Genomic DNA, 17,589 nt, shown 5'->3' on the forward strand with positions numbered 1-17,589 from the left:
CTTTATTTAAAATACTTTAATAGTTTAATATCATTCACTATAAAAAACAATACCAAAAACGAACTTTTGTAAATATAACTATTGATTTGTTCGATTTTATCTATAATTTTAGATTCTTAAGTGCATCTTTGAACGGATTATTATCAATGTCTTCATGCTGATTCATATACTTTTTCATTTCCTTTTTCGAAACTTTACCAGCTGTTTTATTTTTCATACGTTTATCCATTTGTGCTTGTGTTTCAGAATGACCACAAACACATCTATAAACCGCTCCCTTTCCTTTTCCAAATAATGTCATTTTCTTTTTACAATTTGGGCAGCGTGCATTTGTTTTACGTTGGACATTCTTTTTGGTCTTGCATGATGGATCCTGACAAACTAACATTTGTCCATTTTTTGTTTTAACTTTAATCATAAATTTGCCACATGTTGGACATTCAGTTGTGGTTAAATTATCATGTTTATATTTTTGTTCACTATTTTTTATTTCATTGACAACTGTTTCAGTAAATTGCTTCATCTCATTTATAAATGTCTTACTTGAATATTTGCCGCGTTCAATTAACATTAACTTTTCTTCCCATTGAGCTGTCATTAATGGCGATGTTAAATCGATTGGTGCAAGTTCTAATATTTGTTTCCCCTTCGTAGTTACTTTAATTTTGCCATCTCTTGATTCGATAGCATTCATATTAAATAACTTATCGATAATATCAGCTCGTGTTGCTACTGTTCCAATACCACCCGTTTGTTTTAATGTTTGCGCATGCTTTTTATCTTTCATTTCTATATAATTTTGAGGATTTTCCATCGCTTTTAATAAAGATCCTTCATTAAAATATTCTGGTGGTGTCGTTTGATGTGTTTTAATTTCTAACTGATTAATGTGAATAGCTTCATTTTTATAAAATGGCTGTTGCTGTTCAGTTAAAGTTGACTGTTGTCTAAGTACCTTAAATCCTAAATTTGTTGTCACATTTTCTTTGAGTACAAAAATATGTCCACCTACATCTAAATTCACTGTAATCGTATCATATTCATGAGGTGGCATTAATGATTCTAAAAAGCGTTCCACAATCATGTCATATAATTTTACTTCTCTATTAGTTAACTCAGCTAGCATGGGTCTAATTTCTGTTGGAATAATAGCATGGTGATCAGACACTTTTTGATTATTAAATATAGACATTTTTGGCGATATATTTTTAGACATTAGCGTTCTTGCAACATCCTTATATTCAGTAGCCATTGTTGCTTGAACACGTTCTTTAATTGTGTCCACCATATCCGTTGTTAAATAATTAGAATCTGTACGTGGATATGTTACTAACTTATGTCGCTCATATAAGTTTTGCAATGTGTTTAAAGTTTCTTTAGGACCTATTTTATAGCGTTTATACATATCCTGTTGTAAATCAGTTAGATTATAAAGTTGTTGTGGAAATGTTTTTTTATGCTTTGTTGTTACATCTTTAACGAGACCTTGCTTACCTTTAATATCTCCAACAATGCCCTCTAATATCGACTTATCTTTAATACGTTGTTGTGTTGCTAATTGAAAATCAAACCCTCTAGTCGACAACATTAATGTATAGTAATTTTCAGGTTTAAAATGATTGATTGCATCTTGACGTGTTTGGACTAATTGAATCGTTGGTGTTTGAACACGGCCTAATGATAGTTGTGCATCATATTTCGTTGTTAACGCACGTGTCGCATTGATACCTACAATCCAATCTGCTTCGCTTCTTGCTAATGCTGCACGATATAAATTATCGTACTCACGACCGTCTTTAAGATGTTTAAAACCTTCTTGAATTGCTTTTTTAGTTACAGAACTTATCCATAAACGTCGTATCGGTTTTTTATTCCCCACTTTATCTAAAATGAGCCTTGCTACTAGTTCTCCCTCTCGTCCAGCATCGGTAGCAATAATGATATCTCTAACAGTTTTATCTAATATTAGTGATTTCACAGTTTTAAATTGTTTACTTGTCTTACCTATAACAATTGTTTTCATATGTTTAGGTATAATTGGCAAATCTTCCAGGCGCCATTCTTTCAAATTTTTATCATATTGTTCTGGCGTCGCGTTAGTGACTAAATGTCCAAGCGCCCATGTCACAATATATGTCGGACTTTCAAAATATCCATTTCGTTGTTGATTTACATTTAAAGCATGTGCTATATCTCTTGCTACAGAAGGTTTTTCTGCTAAAATTAATGATTTCATAAACTACATGTCCTTTCTCTTTACCAAAATATCTTTTTTAGTCAGTGTCGGTTCATAATAAATGTTAAGAGTATTGTAACATGTTCATGTACCTCTAAACTTTCATTATCCTATAAATACTATATAATTATGGTAATAAAACATACGGAGGTCATTATATGAACATTGTTCAGTTACATGATAAAAGACAAATAAAATTGTTCATTGAACATTCCAATTACGAATCAACATCCTATTTATATAAACTTCCTCAACAATATAAAGATATTGATACTATGATTGATCGCTCTATCCAATCTCCAGGTGTATTTGCTTATCAATTAGCTAATGATATTAAAGTATTAATTCTAAGTTTTGCTTATGCTAAAGATAAATATAAAGTCATCGGCCCTTTTGTCTCTAAAGATTTCAAATTAACTGAAGCTATTTTCAAAGATTTATTTACTGCTATGACTCAAAGTCAACCTGATGATGCCGTATTTAACTTTTCATTCGAGCAAGGCATTCAACAATATAAACATTTAATGAAAGCGATACAATCAAGTTATAATTTTACAGATTATTACCTAGAAACACATTCACCACTTGAACAACAGACGCATCAGCCGAATATCATTCCCTATCATAAAGGATTCTATCGTGCCTTTAATAAATTGCATCACTCAACTTTTAAATATAATGCACTATCTGCACGAGAAATCGTTGATAATTTGGATGATGATCATCGTTTATTTTTATTTGTTAGCGAAGGACTACTTAAAGGCTATTTATATTTAGAAGTAAATACGCAACCATCACTCGCTGAAATTAAATATTTTAGTTCCCATAGTGACTATCGTTTAAAAGGTATCGCTTTTGATCTGCTTTCCTTTGCTTTAAGTTTTGCCTTTGATCACTTCACGATTAGAAAGGTATATTTTAAAATTCGTAATAAAAACAACAAATTAATAGAACGATTTAATCAATTAGGTTTTCAAATTAATTATGAATACGTAAAATTCAAATTCGAATCCCGTAACGTTAAAGAAGAACATCCGTTGCTAACATAAATAAGTATGCCGTTATGAACTTTCAACAGAAATTTTAACAGGCTTGTTGACTTAAATGTTCCTTTGACCTATCCATCATAAATCAGGCTTTATAAGAAGTATAAATAACAAATATATAGCAATAGACTTATAGACTGAAGTCATATTGATACATTTTCTCAATTAATTATTTTTAAAAATATATTAATGGGGTATATAAAATCAATAGTGTTTCAGTCTATTTTTTTTACATTTTTTATAATTTATGAGCAATTGATTTTTACTATTAACACAGTTTGCTTTAAAATAGCTCTCAAGTGTAAAAAAGGGGAACACTTTTAACAAATAGAATTGGAGAGTGAGTTTAACGTGCAATTTCTTGATTTCTTAATCGCACTATTACCTGCATTATTTTGGGGTAGTGTTGTTTTAATTAATGTGTTCGTCGGCGGTGGACCATACAACCAAATTAGAGGTACCACTTTAGGTGCGCTGATTGTAGGTATTGGATTGTTATTAACTGGTTATGCCAAATTTAACGATCCAGTCGTCATTTTCGTCGGCTTATTCTCAGGTGCTTTTTGGGCATTTGGACAAGGTAATCAGTTGAAATCTGTTAATTTAATAGGTGTATCTAAAACGATGCCTATTTCAACTGGTATGCAACTTGTAGGTACGACATTATTTAGTGTTATTTTCTTAGGTGAATGGAGTACTATGACACAAATTATTTTTGGCTTAATTGCTATGATTTTACTTGTAACTGGTATTTCATTAACATCTTTAAAAGCCAAAAATGAACAAAAATCTAATGACCCAGAATTCAAAAAAGCGATGGGTATTTTAATTCTTTCAACTATCGGCTATGTCGGTTACGTTGTTTTAGGAGATATCTTTGGTGTTGGTGGTACAGATGCGCTGTTCTTCCAATCAGTAGGTATGGCTATTGGTGGTTTCCTTCTATCAATGAACCATAAAACATCACTTAAATCGACTGCCCTTAACCTACTACCCGGTGTTATTTGGGGTATTGGTAACCTATTTATGTTCTACTCCCAACCAAGAGTTGGCGTAGCAACAAGCTTTTCATTAACACAATTATTAGTTATCGTTTCTACTTTAGGCGGTATTTTCATCTTAGGCGAGAAAAAAGACCGTCGTCAGATGACAGGTATATGGAGTGGTATTATTGTTATCGTTATCGCTGCCATCATTCTAGGTAACTTAAAATAGATTCAATTTAGGAGGAGTCTTTATGTTTGCTGATTTAAAAAATAAAGTTGTCATTATTACTGGTGCCGGAAGTGGTATTGGTAAATCAATAGCTGAAAACTTTGGCAAAGCTCAAGCTAAGGTGGTATTAAATTACCGCTCTGATAAGCACCATGATGAATTAAATGAAGCTAAAGAAATCATCACTAATGCTGGTGGAGAGGCTATCACTGTTCAAGGTGATGTAGCCGTAGAAGAAGATGTCAAAAACCTTGTACAAACAACAATTGATCATTTTGGTACATTAGATATTATGATTAACAACGCTGGATTTGAAAAAGCAATTCCTTCACACGAGATGTCTTTACAAGAATGGCAGAAAGTTATTGATATTAACTTAACAGGTGCATTTATTGGCTCAAGAGAAGCTATTAATCACTTTTTAAAAGAAGATAAACAAGGCGTTATTATTAATACAGCAAGTGTACACGATAGAATTCCTTGGCCTAACTACGTAAACTACGCCGCTAGTAAAGGCGGTTTGAAATTGATGATGGAAACGATGTCAATGGAATATGCGCAATATGGTATTCGTATAAACAATGTCTCACCTGGAGCTATCGTTACTGAACATACTAAAGAGAAATTTTCAGATCCACAAACACGAGATGAAACTTTAGATATGATTCCAGCTCGCAAAATTGGTGAACCTCAAGATGTAGCGAATGTCGTTTTATTCCTAGCTTCAGACTTTTCAAGTTATGTCCACGGTACAACAATTTATGTTGATGGTGGTATGACAAACTACCCTGCATTTATGGGTGGTAAAGGATAGACACATTAGCTAACAAACTATAGTTGCTACAACAAAAAATATGCCACGTATCTCTCATAAACGTTAGATACATGGCATATTTTTTAATTTATATCATTAATAAACAAATCAGTATTCAATCATATAATAGTGTCAAACAAAAATAGCTTGATACATATATAAAATAACGATACTTATAATAATAGTTAAGTTAGTTACCATTCCTATAAAGGGTAATGTTTTATATTTAAATTGAATACCATATGAAATAATAGCAACACCTACGGGCAACATCCAAGTAATAAGTAGCGTTGTTTTAATCATATCATCAGACACTGGTAATAAAAAGTGAATTAACAAACCTGCTACTAAGGCTAGTCCATAATGTAAACCTAGATATTTAAACGTTGCTGGTAAATACTTGCGTTCGATTGTGAAATTCAACATCACTCCAAGTAATATCATAGATAAAGGCATATTAGCTTTTGAGATAATACTGAAGAAGTCAATCGCTACATGTGGTAAATGAATTTGACTAATATTTAGTATAAACATCACAATATATGTGACTAGTGGTACAGATTGTATCAATTTTTTGCCTAAAAACTTGAAATTAAATTGATCACTGCCTTCACTATAATAACTACCTACAAAATAAGTCACACCAAACATAATAAAGGCACCGCCTATATCGGCCATTCCGAAATAAACAAGACCCATTTTAGGCCATATTGCTTCAACTAAAGGATATGCAAACAAACCAATGTTCATTGCCCCGGTCATCATCCCTACTGAGCCTCTCATTTGATTATCATATTTTCTAAAAAACCAAATGACAATTATTTTAGCGATAATACCATATGCAATCATTAATAACGGTAAAATTGAAAATGACAGCTTTAAATCTGCACTATTCAAATTTACTATTACTAAAGAAGGCAATGTAACATTTAATACTAACGTGGCTAAGACTTGACTGTCTGTAGCTTTCACAAAATTAATACGTTTTAAAAAATAGCCAAGTGCGATTAATAAAATAATCATCGTGAATTGCTCTGTCACTTTTATACCTTCTTTCTGATGACTCATTACAATTGATAACTTTAACATATTTTCTAGTTATTTTAGAAGTCTCTCGTTTCGTGATATAATCAATTAGACATGTACATAACTATACTTTAAAGGAGTTTATTTCAATGACATTAGAAGATAAATTGACTGAATTAAAATATGACTATGTTCGCTTGCAAGGTGACTTAGAAAAGAAAGAATCACTCAATTTAGATACATCCGCACTCGTTAATCAATTGAAAAACATTGAAAATGAGATACGTGAAATTCGCACACAAATGGGAGTGGGACAGAAATAAATTTTATATAAAATTTATTTCATATTCCCACCCCGGCAAGACTGACTAGGTTTGTAAAACGTTGATACATCAGCATTTTACAAACCAGACAGTTACTGCCAAATGCTTGAATTTAACTGTGAAATGTTTTTGCCCCAGGCTGTTTTAAGTCATAATTATGTTCACCAGCCACTAACTTATATGATCATCATGTGATGAATTTTTAGATAAGAGAGGAAGTTTCAACATGCAATTTTATCTCATATTACTAGCAATTCTCTATCTAGTTGTTAGTTATATCAGTATCTTTAAAATGGACAATATCTTTACGCGTATCTTAAGAATAATTATGGGCGTACTATTATTGTTTGTTTTAGCATTAACAACGATGCATTTCCCTAAAGAAAACTGGTGGGTGTTCATCGTTCTACTGTTACTAGTAGGTAATGTAGAAATTACATCCTTCAAAATGATTAAAAAAGATCTTAAGGGTGTTAATATTCTTAATTTAATGTCTATATTTATCTTTATCATTTATTGTATTTTAGCATTGATATTATTCTAATATCTTACTAAATATTCATTTGAAAAAGGCTAACTGAGTCGCTCTCAATTAGCCTTTTTCTTTAATTTTTACACTTACCTAAGTAAGATACTATAATTTTATAATTTCTAACTATTATTTTGTGTGTCGTTTTGTTAAACGATTTTTTAAAGTGAATAAGATTTCATAAATGACTGGAACTACAACTAAAGTTAGGATTGTTGAAGATATTAATCCACCAATAACAGTAGCAGCCATACCTTTAGAAATTAAGATTGAACTATCTTGTCCAAATAGTAACGGGATTAACGCACCAATTGTTGCAACTGCTGTCATTAATATCGGTCTAATTCTAGTACCACCCGCTTCTATTAATGCTTCTTTCATCTCCATACCATGTCGTTCATTATTTATCACTCTATCTATTAACACAATCGCATTCGTTACAACAATACCGATCAACATGAGCATACCAATTAAACTTGGCACAGATATCGTTTCTCCTGTAATCAATAATGCAATAATTACACCGATAATTGTAAATGGTAACGAGAATAATATCGTAAATGGCGCTAAGCCACCTTTAAATGTAATCACTAAGATAAGATAAACGATAATAATTGCAGCAATCATAGCAAATACTAATTGTGTAATGGCATTGTTAATATCATCATTGGCACCACCAACATTTACTTTGACATTATTAGGCTTATCTAGATGATTCAGTTGTGACATCACATTTCTAGTTGTACCACCAACGTCTTTATTAATGACTTTACCTGTTATGGTAGTTGCATAATCACCTTGTTCTTGTGTTAATTTACTTGGCGTTGTTGTTTTTTCAAGTGATGCAATATCACTCAACTTAATTGTTCCACCTGTTGGCTTCTGCAATTCAATATTGTTAAGTTTCTTTTCAGACCAATCTGTAGCCTTATTTTGTTTCACTTTAACATCAATTGTCTTACCTTGTTCTTTGACAGTAGTAATAGTTTTTTCAGGTAGGTTTTCATTTAAATTCATTGCTAATTGTGCAGCTGAAATACCATTTTGAGCTGCTTTATTTTGATTAACTTTTACTTCATATTGATCATATGTTTGTGATAAATCAGATTTTACATTCGCTAATCCTTTGATGTCTTTCATTTTATCTTCAATTTTATTAACTGTACCTTTGATATCATCTGTCGAAGGACCTTTTACAGTTACTTCTACAGAGCTATTACCAGCACCTGTACCTAGATCTTGGTTTTTCCATTCTCCCGGATGTTTAAAACTATCTACATGTTTCAATACTTTATCCGGTTCTTCATCAAAGTTTGGTGTATCATTATCATACTCAACCATAATAGCCATACTATTCGTACTTCCAGTTGGATCTACTGGACTAGGTCCACCAACAGAGTATTGTACTGTTTTCACTTTATCTTTATGTTGTAAATATTTTTCAACATCTTTGGCATGATTTAATACCGCTTGTTGAGTCTCACCAGGTTTAGGGGTATACGTAATCGCTAAAAATTTATCATCACCAGAAGAGATAAAGCTTGTTCCTAATCTAGGTCCTCCAATCACTATCGTGAGTACTAAAATAACCGTACTAATGATGATAACTAACCATTTATGATTCAATGACCATGCTAAGACTTTTTTATAACTTCTACTAACAATGCCTAACTTTTCATTTTGACCATTTTGACGATGTTTCACACCTTTGTTGAATAAAGTAGCAGCTAACGCTGGAACTAAAGTGATAGAAACCAATAATGAAGCTAATAAACTAAAGGCAATCGCTAAAGCGAATGGTCTAAACATTTCACCAACAGAGCCAGAGACAAATATAAGTGGTAAAAAGACAATAATGGTCACTAACGTAGATGACATGATTGGCTTAAATACTTCTGTAGTGGCACTAATAATTAAATTCTGCCCTTTCATCGGTTCGGTAGGATCAGATAATCGTCTATAGATATTCTCTACTACTACAATAGAGTCATCTATTACACGTCCTATCGCTACAGTTAATGCACCTAAAGTTAAAATGTTTAACGATACATCACTCAATTTTAAAGCGATTAAGGCCATTAATAATGACAATGGAATAGAAACAACAGATATTGCTGTTGTACGAATATTTCTTAAGAAAAGTAGTATAACGATGATAGCTACAATTGTACCAAGAACCGCTTTTTCAACCATTGTATATAACGAATCTTCAACAGGCTTGGCAGTATCCATTGTTTTTGTAGCCTTCAAATTATTGTTATCTTTGACAAATTCATCAACTTTTTTCTGAACATCTTTCGCTACTTGAACTGTATTAGCATCTTGTGATTTTAAAACTTGTAAGTTCACTGCATCTTTACCATTTGTTTTCGAAATCGACGTTCTAACGTCCCCAACTGAGACATCTGCAATATCTTTCAATTTAACAGTTGGCATACTGCTTGAACTTGCACTAGGCATAGACGCTTGAGATGATTTTGAACCTGAAGATTGATTCACTTCTGACATTGCAGAGTTATCTTCTTTACTATCATCACTACTTTGTGACTGACTTCCTGCAATATTCAGTGGTATATCAATGTTTTTCAGTGCATTAACTGATGTGAATTGACCATCTACTACAATAGATTTATCTGTTTTGCCAAATTGGAATAAACCTAATGGTGTTTGCCTTGTAGCTGTTTTTAAATAATTTTCTACATCTTCTGCAGTTAAACCATTTTTTTCTAATTGAGCTTGTTTAAATTTAAGTGTCACTTCACGATTTGTCTGTCCATTTAACTGGGCGTTTTGTACACCATCAATCGTTTGTAACTTAGGAATTAATGTATCATTTAGTTCTTTAGTTACTGTTTTTAAATCTGCATCTTTATTTGAAAATGAATACGCTAAAATTGGAAAAGCATCCATAGAGTTTCGTGTTAATTCTGGCTCTCCAACTTCATCTTTAAATTTAATCTTATCGATTTCTTTTTTGAGTTGTTCCTCTGCTTTATCCATGTCCGTATTGTTTTCATACTCAACAGTCACAATTGAAGCATTTTGAATTGATTGCGTTTTTACATTTTTTACGTAAGCTAATGACCTCACTTGATTATCGATTTTAGTACTGATTTCATCTTGCGTACTTTGTGGTGTAGCACCTGGCATTGTCGTTTGTACAGAAATGACTGGATTTTGCACATCTGGAAGTAGTTCTAATTTTAACTTGGTACTAGCATAAACACCGCCCAAAATCACCAATACTACCATTAAAAATATCGCAAATTTATTCCCTAGTGAAAACTGCAATAATTTTTTTATCATTGCTATTAAGTACCTCTTTTCAAATTTAGAATTTTCTTACTTAACTCCCATATTTTAAGCATTATTAAAAAATCTGAACGCTTGCAATCATTTGTATAGCGCTCAGATGTATGGTTCATTGATTATTTACGTTTTAATTTACGAGAAATTTTAATTTTAGCTTTTGTTAAACGTGGTTTAACTTGTTCAATTAATTGATATAATGGTTGATTTAACACGTAGTCAAATTCACCAATTTTCTCACTTAAATAAGTTCCCCAAACTTTTTTAAATGCCCATAAACCATAATGGTCAGAATCTTTATCGGGATCATTATCTGTACCACCAAAGTCATAAGTTGTAGCACCATGGTCACGTGCATACTTCATCATTGTATATTGCATATGATGGTTAGGTAAGAAATCTCTATATTCATTAGAAGACGCACCATATAAGTAATACGATTTAGCACCTGCAAACATCAATAGTGCACCTGATAAATAAATACCGTCTGGATGTTGACGTTCAAGTTCTTCTAAATCACGTTTTAAATCTTCATTTTTAGCAATTTTATTTTGCGCATCTTTAATCATATTTTGTGCTTTTTTAGCTTGCTTTTCTGATGTTTCTTTTTTCTTTTCCCATTTTTTTATTTCGTCATTTAAATCAGCAATATCTTGATTTACTTTTTGTAAATTTGAAGTCGGGTCGAGCTTAACTAAGAATAGCTCTGCATCGCCATCTTCATGTAAAGCGTCATAGATATTTTCAAAATAGCTAATATCGCGAGTTAAGAAGCCATCACGTTCACCAGTTATCTTCATTAATTCAGCAAATGTTTTCAAACCTTCTCTGTCTGAACGTTCTACAGTTGTACCCCGTTTTAATGCTAATCTTACTTTAGAACGATTACGACGTTCAAAACTTTCTAATAATTCATCATCAGATTTATCTATAGGAGTAATCATTGTCATACGTGGCTGAATATAATCTTTTGATAAACCTTCTTTAAATCCTTTATGTTTAAATCCTAAAGCTTTTAAATTCTGCAATGCTGCTGTTCCATGTTCTACTTCTACGTCAGGATCTATTTTAATGGCATATGCTTTTTCAGCTTTTGCTACTTCTTTCGCACTATCTAATAATGCTTGTAATGCTTCTTTGTCATTATAATCAACAACAAATCCTCGTGAAATATAGCATAATGTGTATGGTAATTTAGGTACTTTTTTAAATAGTAATTGCCCTACACCTTTAACTTCACCATTTTCTCCAACAGCAATACGTTTAGAATACCATCCTGTTAATTGTTTTGTTTCAGCCCATTTGCTTAATTGTAGTAAATCACCATTAGGATGAGATTTTACAAATGCGTCATGTTCTTGATTAGTGATATGCATCTTTTCCATGATTTATGATATCTCCTTCTATGTTTAACAATAATTTATATTATACCTTGTCTAAGCTACAGTGTCGATAAAGACTCCTCTTCATTAATAGAAACTAATTACTGTTATTTATCATCAAAACTTTGTCATCATTTATGCCAAATTCATTCGTCATTCGCATCATACTAAACGTTGACTCAAATGCACTTCATGAGTATGTAACAAGCGGCATTTGTTTCCCAAAACACATTATCTTGTTATACTTGTGTCATTCTTTTAATGAGGTGTTATCAATGAGACGTATATTACTAAGTTTATTTATTTTAATAAATAGCATTGCTATCTTTGTTTCCATAACAGAGACTTTATCGATTAACTATTTTAGTATTAGATTAATTATCGCGTTTTTTACATTGGTTATTTCAATCTTCTTCATCTTAATAAAATCAAATCATTTTAATCATATTTTAGCAATTATGTCTGTTATTTTGGCAGCTAGTCATCTAATATTAATTGCACATAGTGCATACATCTATTTATACTAACGGTTCAAATTTATAAACAGCACCTCTGATAAAAATAGAAAACGGCATATTAGCTTGATTATCTTTAATGAGTAAAGCATGGTATTTAGACTGTTTGCCATCTTCAATTCTAATGTATATATCATCTGTTTTTAAAATTAAATCCGTATAGGTATCTGTACTTTCAACAATGTCTAAATCAAACCATTGTTGAAAGTTTGCTACGGTTTGTGGTCTTTGAGAACTTTTTATAGTAATCATTTCAATTGAAAAGTTAGTTTGGAATTCATCTTTTAATTTATCATGCCTTACAGCATCAGTATCATCCCACTGAATGAAAAATGGTGGTTTGACGTCCTTCTCATCATTATTAACAATATAAAGTAATTGCCATTTAACTTTATTGCCCTTTTTCCCTTCTCTTTCCATAGCAATAGGGCCTACACTTTCAACATCATTATCATCTAATCTTTGTTTTACTTTAGCAATATCATCTGTTCTAAAGCATATATTTTTAAACCCTTGTTCATATTGCTCTTGCACAATTTGTGTAGCAAATGCGACATCACCTTCTGAAGTTTTAGCCATTTTTTTCAATTTTTCATTATCTTCAACATCTAATAGTTCGATATAGTTTTCATTAATATAAGCTAATTTATTATATGTACCGTATTTATGATGATTGCCACCAGATTTCAATTTTAAAATATCTCCTGGAAAGTTAAAGTGCTCTAATTGATCAACATAATGAATGATATGATCGAATTTTAACGTCATAATATAATCCCCCAATATTTATCCTTACGCCTAGTCTAACAAAATAAGACATATTTTTCTCATTATAAATTTTTAAAGCATGCAACTATTGAAATAAATGATTTTAAGTCTTATAATTATTTTTGTCGCTAAAAAGTTAGCCTAGCTAACCATTAAATTAAAAGGAGTCTCACTATGCTAGAACATGATTTTTTCAATAGTTTCGTTACTGTTTATCGGCCCTATTTAAAATTAGCTGAACCTATTTTAGAAAAGCATCAAATCTACTATGGTCAATGGCTTATATTACGAGATATCGCCAAACATCAACCTACGACACTTGTTGAAATTTCACATAGACGTGCCATTGAGAAACCAACAGCTAGAAAAACAATCAAAGCATTAATCGATTATGGTTATTTGAATGTCGCTTCCAGTAAAGCAGATAAACGTCAAAAATTATTAAGTTTATCTATATCCGGTCAAGATTTATATACAGCTGTACATCAAGATATAACAGAACTACAACATTCAATTACCCAACAAACTGATATTACACCTGAAGAAATGGCACAAACCATTACCGTTATGAATAAAATTCATTCAACATTATTAGGAGGAGAACAAAGTGACTGAACATTCATCAATTAAAGATCCAATATTTACCAAAAGTTTTAATACTAACTTTCTAATTAATTTTGTTGTTTATTTATGCATGTATCTATTACTCGTAGTCATTGCTGGATATAGCATAAGTGAATACCATGCTTCTGATTCTTTAGCTGGATTAGTTGTCGGCTTGTTTATTGTTGGATCGCTAATAGGACGCTTTGCATCTGGTAAGTTTGTTAACCAGGTCGGTCCAAAACGATTACTATTAATAGGACTTATTTGTTTAATTATTACGCAATTATTATATTTTATACCTGGATCATTAAGCTTTCTCATTTTCGTTAGATTAATTAATGGTATCGCTACGGCTATGGTAACAACGGCAACAGGTACAATCGCTGCATACGTTACTCCAGCGAGTAGAAAAAGTGAAGGTATTAGTTTATTTTCATTAAGTTTAGTTCTTGGTACAGCTATAGGTCCATTCTTTGGTATGTTATTAATTACACATTATCCAATTACTTTGTTATTTATTATATGCGTCATATTAGGTTGCTTAGGTCTCGTCATGTCATTCTTTATCAAAGTTGACTTTAATACAACATCTGAAACAGCTGCTACAACACAACAAACGCGTCATTCTAAATGGAGTATACACAATTTTATTGCTAGTGAAGCAATACCAGTAGCCATAGTGATGTTACTAGTAGGTATTACTTATTCATCCGTTCTAACATATTTACAAGCATTTGCTGTTGAACGTCAATTAGTGACGGCCGCAAGCTACTTCTTTATATTCTTTGCCATAACATCATTAATTACACGTCCCCTTGCTGGTAGATTAATGGATGCTAAAAATGAAAATATCGTTGTCTATCCTGCATTTATCGCATTAATTATATCGTTCATATGTTTAATGTTCAGTTTCCAAGGATGGATGATATTTATAGCTGGCGCTGCATTAGGAATTGGTTATGGTAATTTATCTTCTTCTATGCAAGCTATTGCTATTAAAGTCTCCCCACCAGTTAAATACGGTTTAGCTACTTCGACATTTTTCGTTGGCTTAGATGCTGGTGTTGGTTTTGGTCCATCATTACTTGGATTAATTACACATCTATTTAGTTATAGTCAAATATATGGGTTGATGGCATTACTCGGTTTAATGACATTAATCATCTACTTCCTCATTCATGGCCGTAAAGTTAAAACACCAACTTATTAATTTTTAACTCTAAAAAATAAGGATGTTTACAATGACCTTTAGACTCATTGTCCCCGTACTTGAGTCTATATCATGTAAACATCCTTGTTATATTAATTAGCGACGCTTAAGGCTTCGATTTCTTTCGTGATTTTATCTAATAATTTCTTTTGAGTTGCATTATAGAAGTAAAACACTTGTCTTTCATCAGTTTCAGAACGTAATTTTGAAATAAGATCTTTTTTATAAATCTTACGAATAATGACATCTATCTTACTTGTATCCCATAACATTTCAAAATGAAGTGTGTCTCTTAATTCTTTACCACTAATTTTCTGTCCTTCATATACTTTAAATAACACTACAAATTCCTCGATAGAAATTTTATAAGCACTTTTAAGCCAATGCTTTAATTGACTTAATTCCCTTTCAGCTGATATAAAACGTTGAACTTTATTACTCATAATATGATGCCTCCTGTGTAAATTCTTAGATGTGTGTAATTCATATTATAATAAAATTTCTTAAATTTATTATATAACATTTTATGCATCTTATCTATTGTAAATATTAAATTGATGACTATATCTTGTTGATATTTATATCTTTTGAACAACTAGTTATTTATTTATCGGTATATCATCTTAAATTGTATATGTATTTCGTCCATAAATGCTTACATTTATAGTTCTAACAATTAGATGTTTTTATTAATATATGCTGCTTAATTTTCTTATGCGCTTACAACGATTCCCAACCCTTTAAAGCAAATAGCATTAATTGCCATTTCTCTAATAAATTAAACTAATATTTTTAAAGATTAAAATTTACATTTAATTAATCAGTCCAATTTGACAGAGAACCAAATAAAGAACCTAATTACCACAGTCCACACAAACAAAAAAACTCAACAGTCATAGCGACTACTGAGTTTTAACGATATATTAACTTTATTTATTAAACACATGATTCAAGTCTATATTCTTAACCACCAATATAGTTCATATTAATTTTCTTACGTCGACGATTTGCTACTGTTTGTTCTGTACGTTCGTCGGAATATCTATCATCTCTAACTTGCCATAAAGCTTTGAATTGTTCTAATAATTCTTCATCTGTCACACCAGAACGCATAAATTCTTTAACATTAAAACCATCAACCGTTGCAAATAAACAACCATAGAATTTACCATCTGATGATAAACGTGCACGTGTACATGTAGAACAGAATGATTGAGAAACACTTGTAATTAAGCCGAATTTAACACCGTTATCTTCATGTCGATAATATTTTGCCACTTCACCAAAGTATTTGGGCTCTACTGGTGTCACTTCAAAATGTTGTTCAATCATAGATAGCATGTCGTCTTTGGATACGACTTTGCTAAAATCCCAGCCATTATCATTACCAACATCCATAAATTCAATAAAACGAATTTCGATATCTTTATGTTTAAAATATTCTAACATAGGAATAATTTGATCATCGTTCACACCTTTTTGAACAACAACATTAACTTTAACGTCAAAGCCAATTGATACTGCATAATCAATTTGTTCCAAAATAGTTGTTGCTTTAATATTTCTATTATTAAGTGCTTTAAATACTTCATTATCAATAGCATCTAAACTAACATTAATTCGTCTTAATCCAGCATCATATAATTTTTGACCATGCTTTTTCAGTAATAAACCATTGGTCGTTAAACCAATATCTTCAATACCTTCAATTTGAACCAATTGTGCAATCAGTTGATCTAAATTACGTCTTAATAATGGTTCCCCACCAGTGATACGTATCTTTTTGACACCTAATCGCGCATATACTTTAGAAATTCTGACCATTTCGTCAAATGTCAGCAATTCATCTTTAGGTAAGAAAACATAATCATCTCCGAAAATTTCTTTTGGCATACAATAATCACATCTAAAATTACATCGATCCGTTACAGACAATCTTAAATCACGTATGGGACGCCCTAACTTATCTTTAATTTGTTCTACCATTTATGGACCTCCTTATTACTTATATTATTTTATTCAAAGAGTCCAAATCTTGTTGATAGTTAATATTTTTATACCAATAATCTGGTGAATTAACTGCTTTAACATCCAAACTATCTGTTGATAGCTGTTTATAGACATTTTTAAAGCTGTAATCATTTGAATGCAATGCCTCACTTATTGCAGACATAGCATTCGGACTGTAAAATGCAATCGTTGGTATATAGCGACCATCTTCCTTAAACGCTGCAATATCTAGGTGATCATCAATAAGATGTGACACTAAAAACTGATACAATTCACTAATTGCTTTACCAGTAATCATTGGCGTGTCAACTGACACAACAAAGAATAACTCTGCATCCTGATATTGTGTCATCACTGTATAAATTCCTGCTAATGGGCCCTTATCTTTATGCGCTTCATCATCTACAACAATTTGATCATAGTCAAATAATGACTTTATTTGGTCATTTGTACTTATAACAATATCATTAAACATGTTAGTAGCTTCCAATTCTCTAATGATACGTTGATAAAACATTTCACCTTGTATCGTCGCAAATGCTTTAGGTTGACCAAATCTTGTCGACTGGCCTCCTGCTAATATAATAGCTATCATATATC

16 protein-coding genes are annotated in these 17,589 nt (G+C 31.5%); 8 read left to right on the forward strand and 8 right to left on the reverse strand.

The window, feature by feature from the left end; all coding sequences use genetic code 11:
- Nucleotides 1-100: 100 nt before the first annotated feature.
- The gene (locus CD113_RS04840; protein WP_002461797.1) at nucleotides 101-2,236 is read right to left on the reverse strand and encodes a DNA topoisomerase III; all 2,136 of its coding nucleotides are present in this window, start codon (nucleotides 2,234-2,236) and stop codon (nucleotides 101-103) included.
- A 158-nt stretch (nucleotides 2,237-2,394) separates the two neighbouring features.
- Here CD113_RS04840 and CD113_RS04845 point away from each other — a divergent pair, with 158 nt between their 5' ends.
- The 3 genes from CD113_RS04845 (at nucleotide 2,395) to CD113_RS04855 (ending at nucleotide 5,311) form a co-directional block, all read left to right on the forward strand.
- On the forward strand, nucleotides 2,395-3,285 hold the full coding sequence (locus CD113_RS04845) for a GNAT family N-acetyltransferase (RefSeq protein ID WP_002461798.1): 891 nt from the start codon (nucleotides 2,395-2,397) through the stop codon (nucleotides 3,283-3,285).
- A 348-nt stretch (nucleotides 3,286-3,633) separates the two neighbouring features.
- On the forward strand, nucleotides 3,634-4,497 hold the full coding sequence (locus CD113_RS04850; protein ID WP_002461799.1) for a GRP family sugar transporter: 864 nt from the start codon (nucleotides 3,634-3,636) through the stop codon (nucleotides 4,495-4,497).
- 22 nt (nucleotides 4,498-4,519) lie between these two features.
- Entirely contained in the window at nucleotides 4,520-5,311 is a 792-nt protein-coding gene (locus tag CD113_RS04855) for a glucose 1-dehydrogenase (RefSeq protein WP_002461800.1), read from the forward strand.
- 132 nt (nucleotides 5,312-5,443) lie between these two features.
- Here CD113_RS04855 and CD113_RS04860 read toward each other — a convergent pair whose 3' ends face one another.
- On the reverse strand, nucleotides 5,444-6,352 hold the full coding sequence (locus tag CD113_RS04860) for an AEC family transporter (RefSeq protein ID WP_142380895.1): 909 nt from the start codon (nucleotides 6,350-6,352) through the stop codon (nucleotides 5,444-5,446).
- Nucleotides 6,353-6,486: 134 nt separating this feature from the next.
- On the opposite strand from CD113_RS04860, the gene CD113_RS04865 reads away from it, so the two are divergent.
- Both CD113_RS04865 and mspA read left to right on the forward strand, forming a co-directional pair.
- Nucleotides 6,487-6,660, forward strand: a complete 174-nt coding sequence (locus CD113_RS04865) for an SE1832 family protein (RefSeq protein WP_002461802.1) — start codon at nucleotides 6,487-6,489, stop codon at nucleotides 6,658-6,660.
- 226 nt (nucleotides 6,661-6,886) lie between these two features.
- Entirely contained in the window at nucleotides 6,887-7,204 is a 318-nt protein-coding gene (gene mspA / locus CD113_RS04870) for a membrane stabilizing protein MspA (RefSeq protein ID WP_002461803.1), read from the forward strand.
- A gap of 114 nt (nucleotides 7,205-7,318) precedes the next feature.
- Here the strand turns inward: mspA and CD113_RS04875 are convergent, their stop codons facing one another.
- Together CD113_RS04875 and CD113_RS04880 are read right to left on the reverse strand one after the other, a co-directional pair.
- Nucleotides 7,319-10,495 (reverse strand): efflux RND transporter permease subunit, encoded by a 3,177-nt coding sequence (locus CD113_RS04875; protein ID WP_002461804.1) that lies wholly within the window; start codon nucleotides 10,493-10,495, stop codon nucleotides 7,319-7,321.
- Nucleotides 10,496-10,617: 122 nt separating this feature from the next.
- Complete coding sequence (locus tag CD113_RS04880) at nucleotides 10,618-11,883, reverse strand: lipid II:glycine glycyltransferase FemX (protein WP_002461805.1); 1,266 nt, start codon at nucleotides 11,881-11,883, stop codon at nucleotides 10,618-10,620.
- 272 nt (nucleotides 11,884-12,155) lie between these two features.
- On the opposite strand from CD113_RS04880, the gene CD113_RS04885 reads away from it, so the two are divergent.
- Complete coding sequence (locus CD113_RS04885) at nucleotides 12,156-12,407, forward strand: hypothetical protein (protein WP_002461806.1); 252 nt, start codon at nucleotides 12,156-12,158, stop codon at nucleotides 12,405-12,407.
- Here the strand turns inward: CD113_RS04885 and CD113_RS04890 are convergent.
- On the reverse strand, nucleotides 12,399-13,163 hold the full coding sequence (locus CD113_RS04890) for a VOC family protein (protein ID WP_002461807.1): 765 nt from the start codon (nucleotides 13,161-13,163) through the stop codon (nucleotides 12,399-12,401). The two genes, CD113_RS04885 and CD113_RS04890, sit on opposite strands and share 9 nt — an antisense overlap.
- Before the next feature lie 174 nt (nucleotides 13,164-13,337).
- On the opposite strand from CD113_RS04890, the gene CD113_RS04895 reads away from it, so the two are divergent.
- The gene (locus tag CD113_RS04895) at nucleotides 13,338-13,778 is read left to right on the forward strand and encodes a MarR family winged helix-turn-helix transcriptional regulator (protein ID WP_002461808.1); all 441 of its coding nucleotides are present in this window, start codon (nucleotides 13,338-13,340) and stop codon (nucleotides 13,776-13,778) included.
- Nucleotides 13,771-14,979 (forward strand): MFS transporter, encoded by a 1,209-nt coding sequence (locus CD113_RS04900; RefSeq protein ID WP_095092792.1) that lies wholly within the window; start codon nucleotides 13,771-13,773, stop codon nucleotides 14,977-14,979. Before CD113_RS04895 ends, CD113_RS04900 begins: the two co-directional genes overlap by 8 nt.
- Before the next feature lie 92 nt (nucleotides 14,980-15,071).
- On the opposite strand, the gene CD113_RS04905 is transcribed toward CD113_RS04900, so the two are convergent.
- The 3 genes from CD113_RS04905 to mobA all read right to left on the reverse strand — a co-directional run bounded on the left by CD113_RS04905 (nucleotide 15,072) and on the right by mobA (nucleotide 17,584).
- A complete protein-coding gene (locus tag CD113_RS04905; protein ID WP_002461810.1) occupies nucleotides 15,072-15,422 on the reverse strand; it encodes a SarA family transcriptional regulator in 351 nt (116 codons plus the stop codon).
- A gap of 520 nt (nucleotides 15,423-15,942) precedes the next feature.
- A complete protein-coding gene (moaA, locus tag CD113_RS04910; protein ID WP_002461812.1) occupies nucleotides 15,943-16,965 on the reverse strand; it encodes a GTP 3',8-cyclase MoaA in 1,023 nt (340 codons plus the stop codon).
- A 19-nt stretch (nucleotides 16,966-16,984) separates the two neighbouring features.
- Nucleotides 16,985-17,584 carry a molybdenum cofactor guanylyltransferase MobA gene (mobA, locus tag CD113_RS04915; RefSeq protein ID WP_002461813.1) on the reverse strand — a complete coding sequence of 200 codons (600 nt, stop codon included), beginning with the start codon at nucleotides 17,582-17,584 and terminating at the stop codon, nucleotides 16,985-16,987.
- Nucleotides 17,585-17,589 lie beyond the last annotated feature (5 nt).

It is taken from the genome of Staphylococcus simiae, assembly GCF_002902085.1.
Taxonomy (GTDB): Bacteria; Bacillota; Bacilli; order Staphylococcales; family Staphylococcaceae; genus Staphylococcus; species Staphylococcus simiae.

Excerpts from the sequence above, each read along its gene's own strand:
- CD113_RS04885 (WP_002461806.1), top strand. The coding sequence starts at position 12,156 with ATGAGACGTATATTACTAAGTTTATTTATTTTAATAAATAGCATTGCT.
- CD113_RS04865 (WP_002461802.1), top strand. The coding sequence starts at position 6,487 with ATGACATTAGAAGATAAATTGACTGAATTAAAATATGACTATGTTCGC.
- mobA (WP_002461813.1), bottom strand. The coding sequence starts at position 17,584 with ATGATAGCTATTATATTAGCAGGAGGCCAGTCGACAAGATTTGGTCAA.
- CD113_RS04880 (WP_002461805.1), bottom strand. The coding sequence starts at position 11,883 with ATGGAAAAGATGCATATCACTAATCAAGAACATGACGCATTTGTAAAA.
- mspA (WP_002461803.1), top strand. The coding sequence starts at position 6,887 with ATGCAATTTTATCTCATATTACTAGCAATTCTCTATCTAGTTGTTAGT.
- CD113_RS04895 (WP_002461808.1), top strand. The coding sequence starts at position 13,338 with ATGCTAGAACATGATTTTTTCAATAGTTTCGTTACTGTTTATCGGCCC.
- CD113_RS04840 (WP_002461797.1), bottom strand. The coding sequence starts at position 2,236 with ATGAAATCATTAATTTTAGCAGAAAAACCTTCTGTAGCAAGAGATATA.
- CD113_RS04855 (WP_002461800.1), top strand. The coding sequence starts at position 4,520 with ATGTTTGCTGATTTAAAAAATAAAGTTGTCATTATTACTGGTGCCGGA.
- CD113_RS04845 (WP_002461798.1), top strand. The coding sequence starts at position 2,395 with ATGAACATTGTTCAGTTACATGATAAAAGACAAATAAAATTGTTCATT.
- CD113_RS04905 (WP_002461810.1), bottom strand. The coding sequence starts at position 15,422 with ATGAGTAATAAAGTTCAACGTTTTATATCAGCTGAAAGGGAATTAAGT.
- CD113_RS04875 (WP_002461804.1), bottom strand. The coding sequence starts at position 10,495 with ATGATAAAAAAATTATTGCAGTTTTCACTAGGGAATAAATTTGCGATA.
- CD113_RS04890 (WP_002461807.1), bottom strand. The coding sequence starts at position 13,163 with ATGACGTTAAAATTCGATCATATCATTCATTATGTTGATCAATTAGAG.
- moaA (WP_002461812.1), bottom strand. The coding sequence starts at position 16,965 with ATGGTAGAACAAATTAAAGATAAGTTAGGGCGTCCCATACGTGATTTA.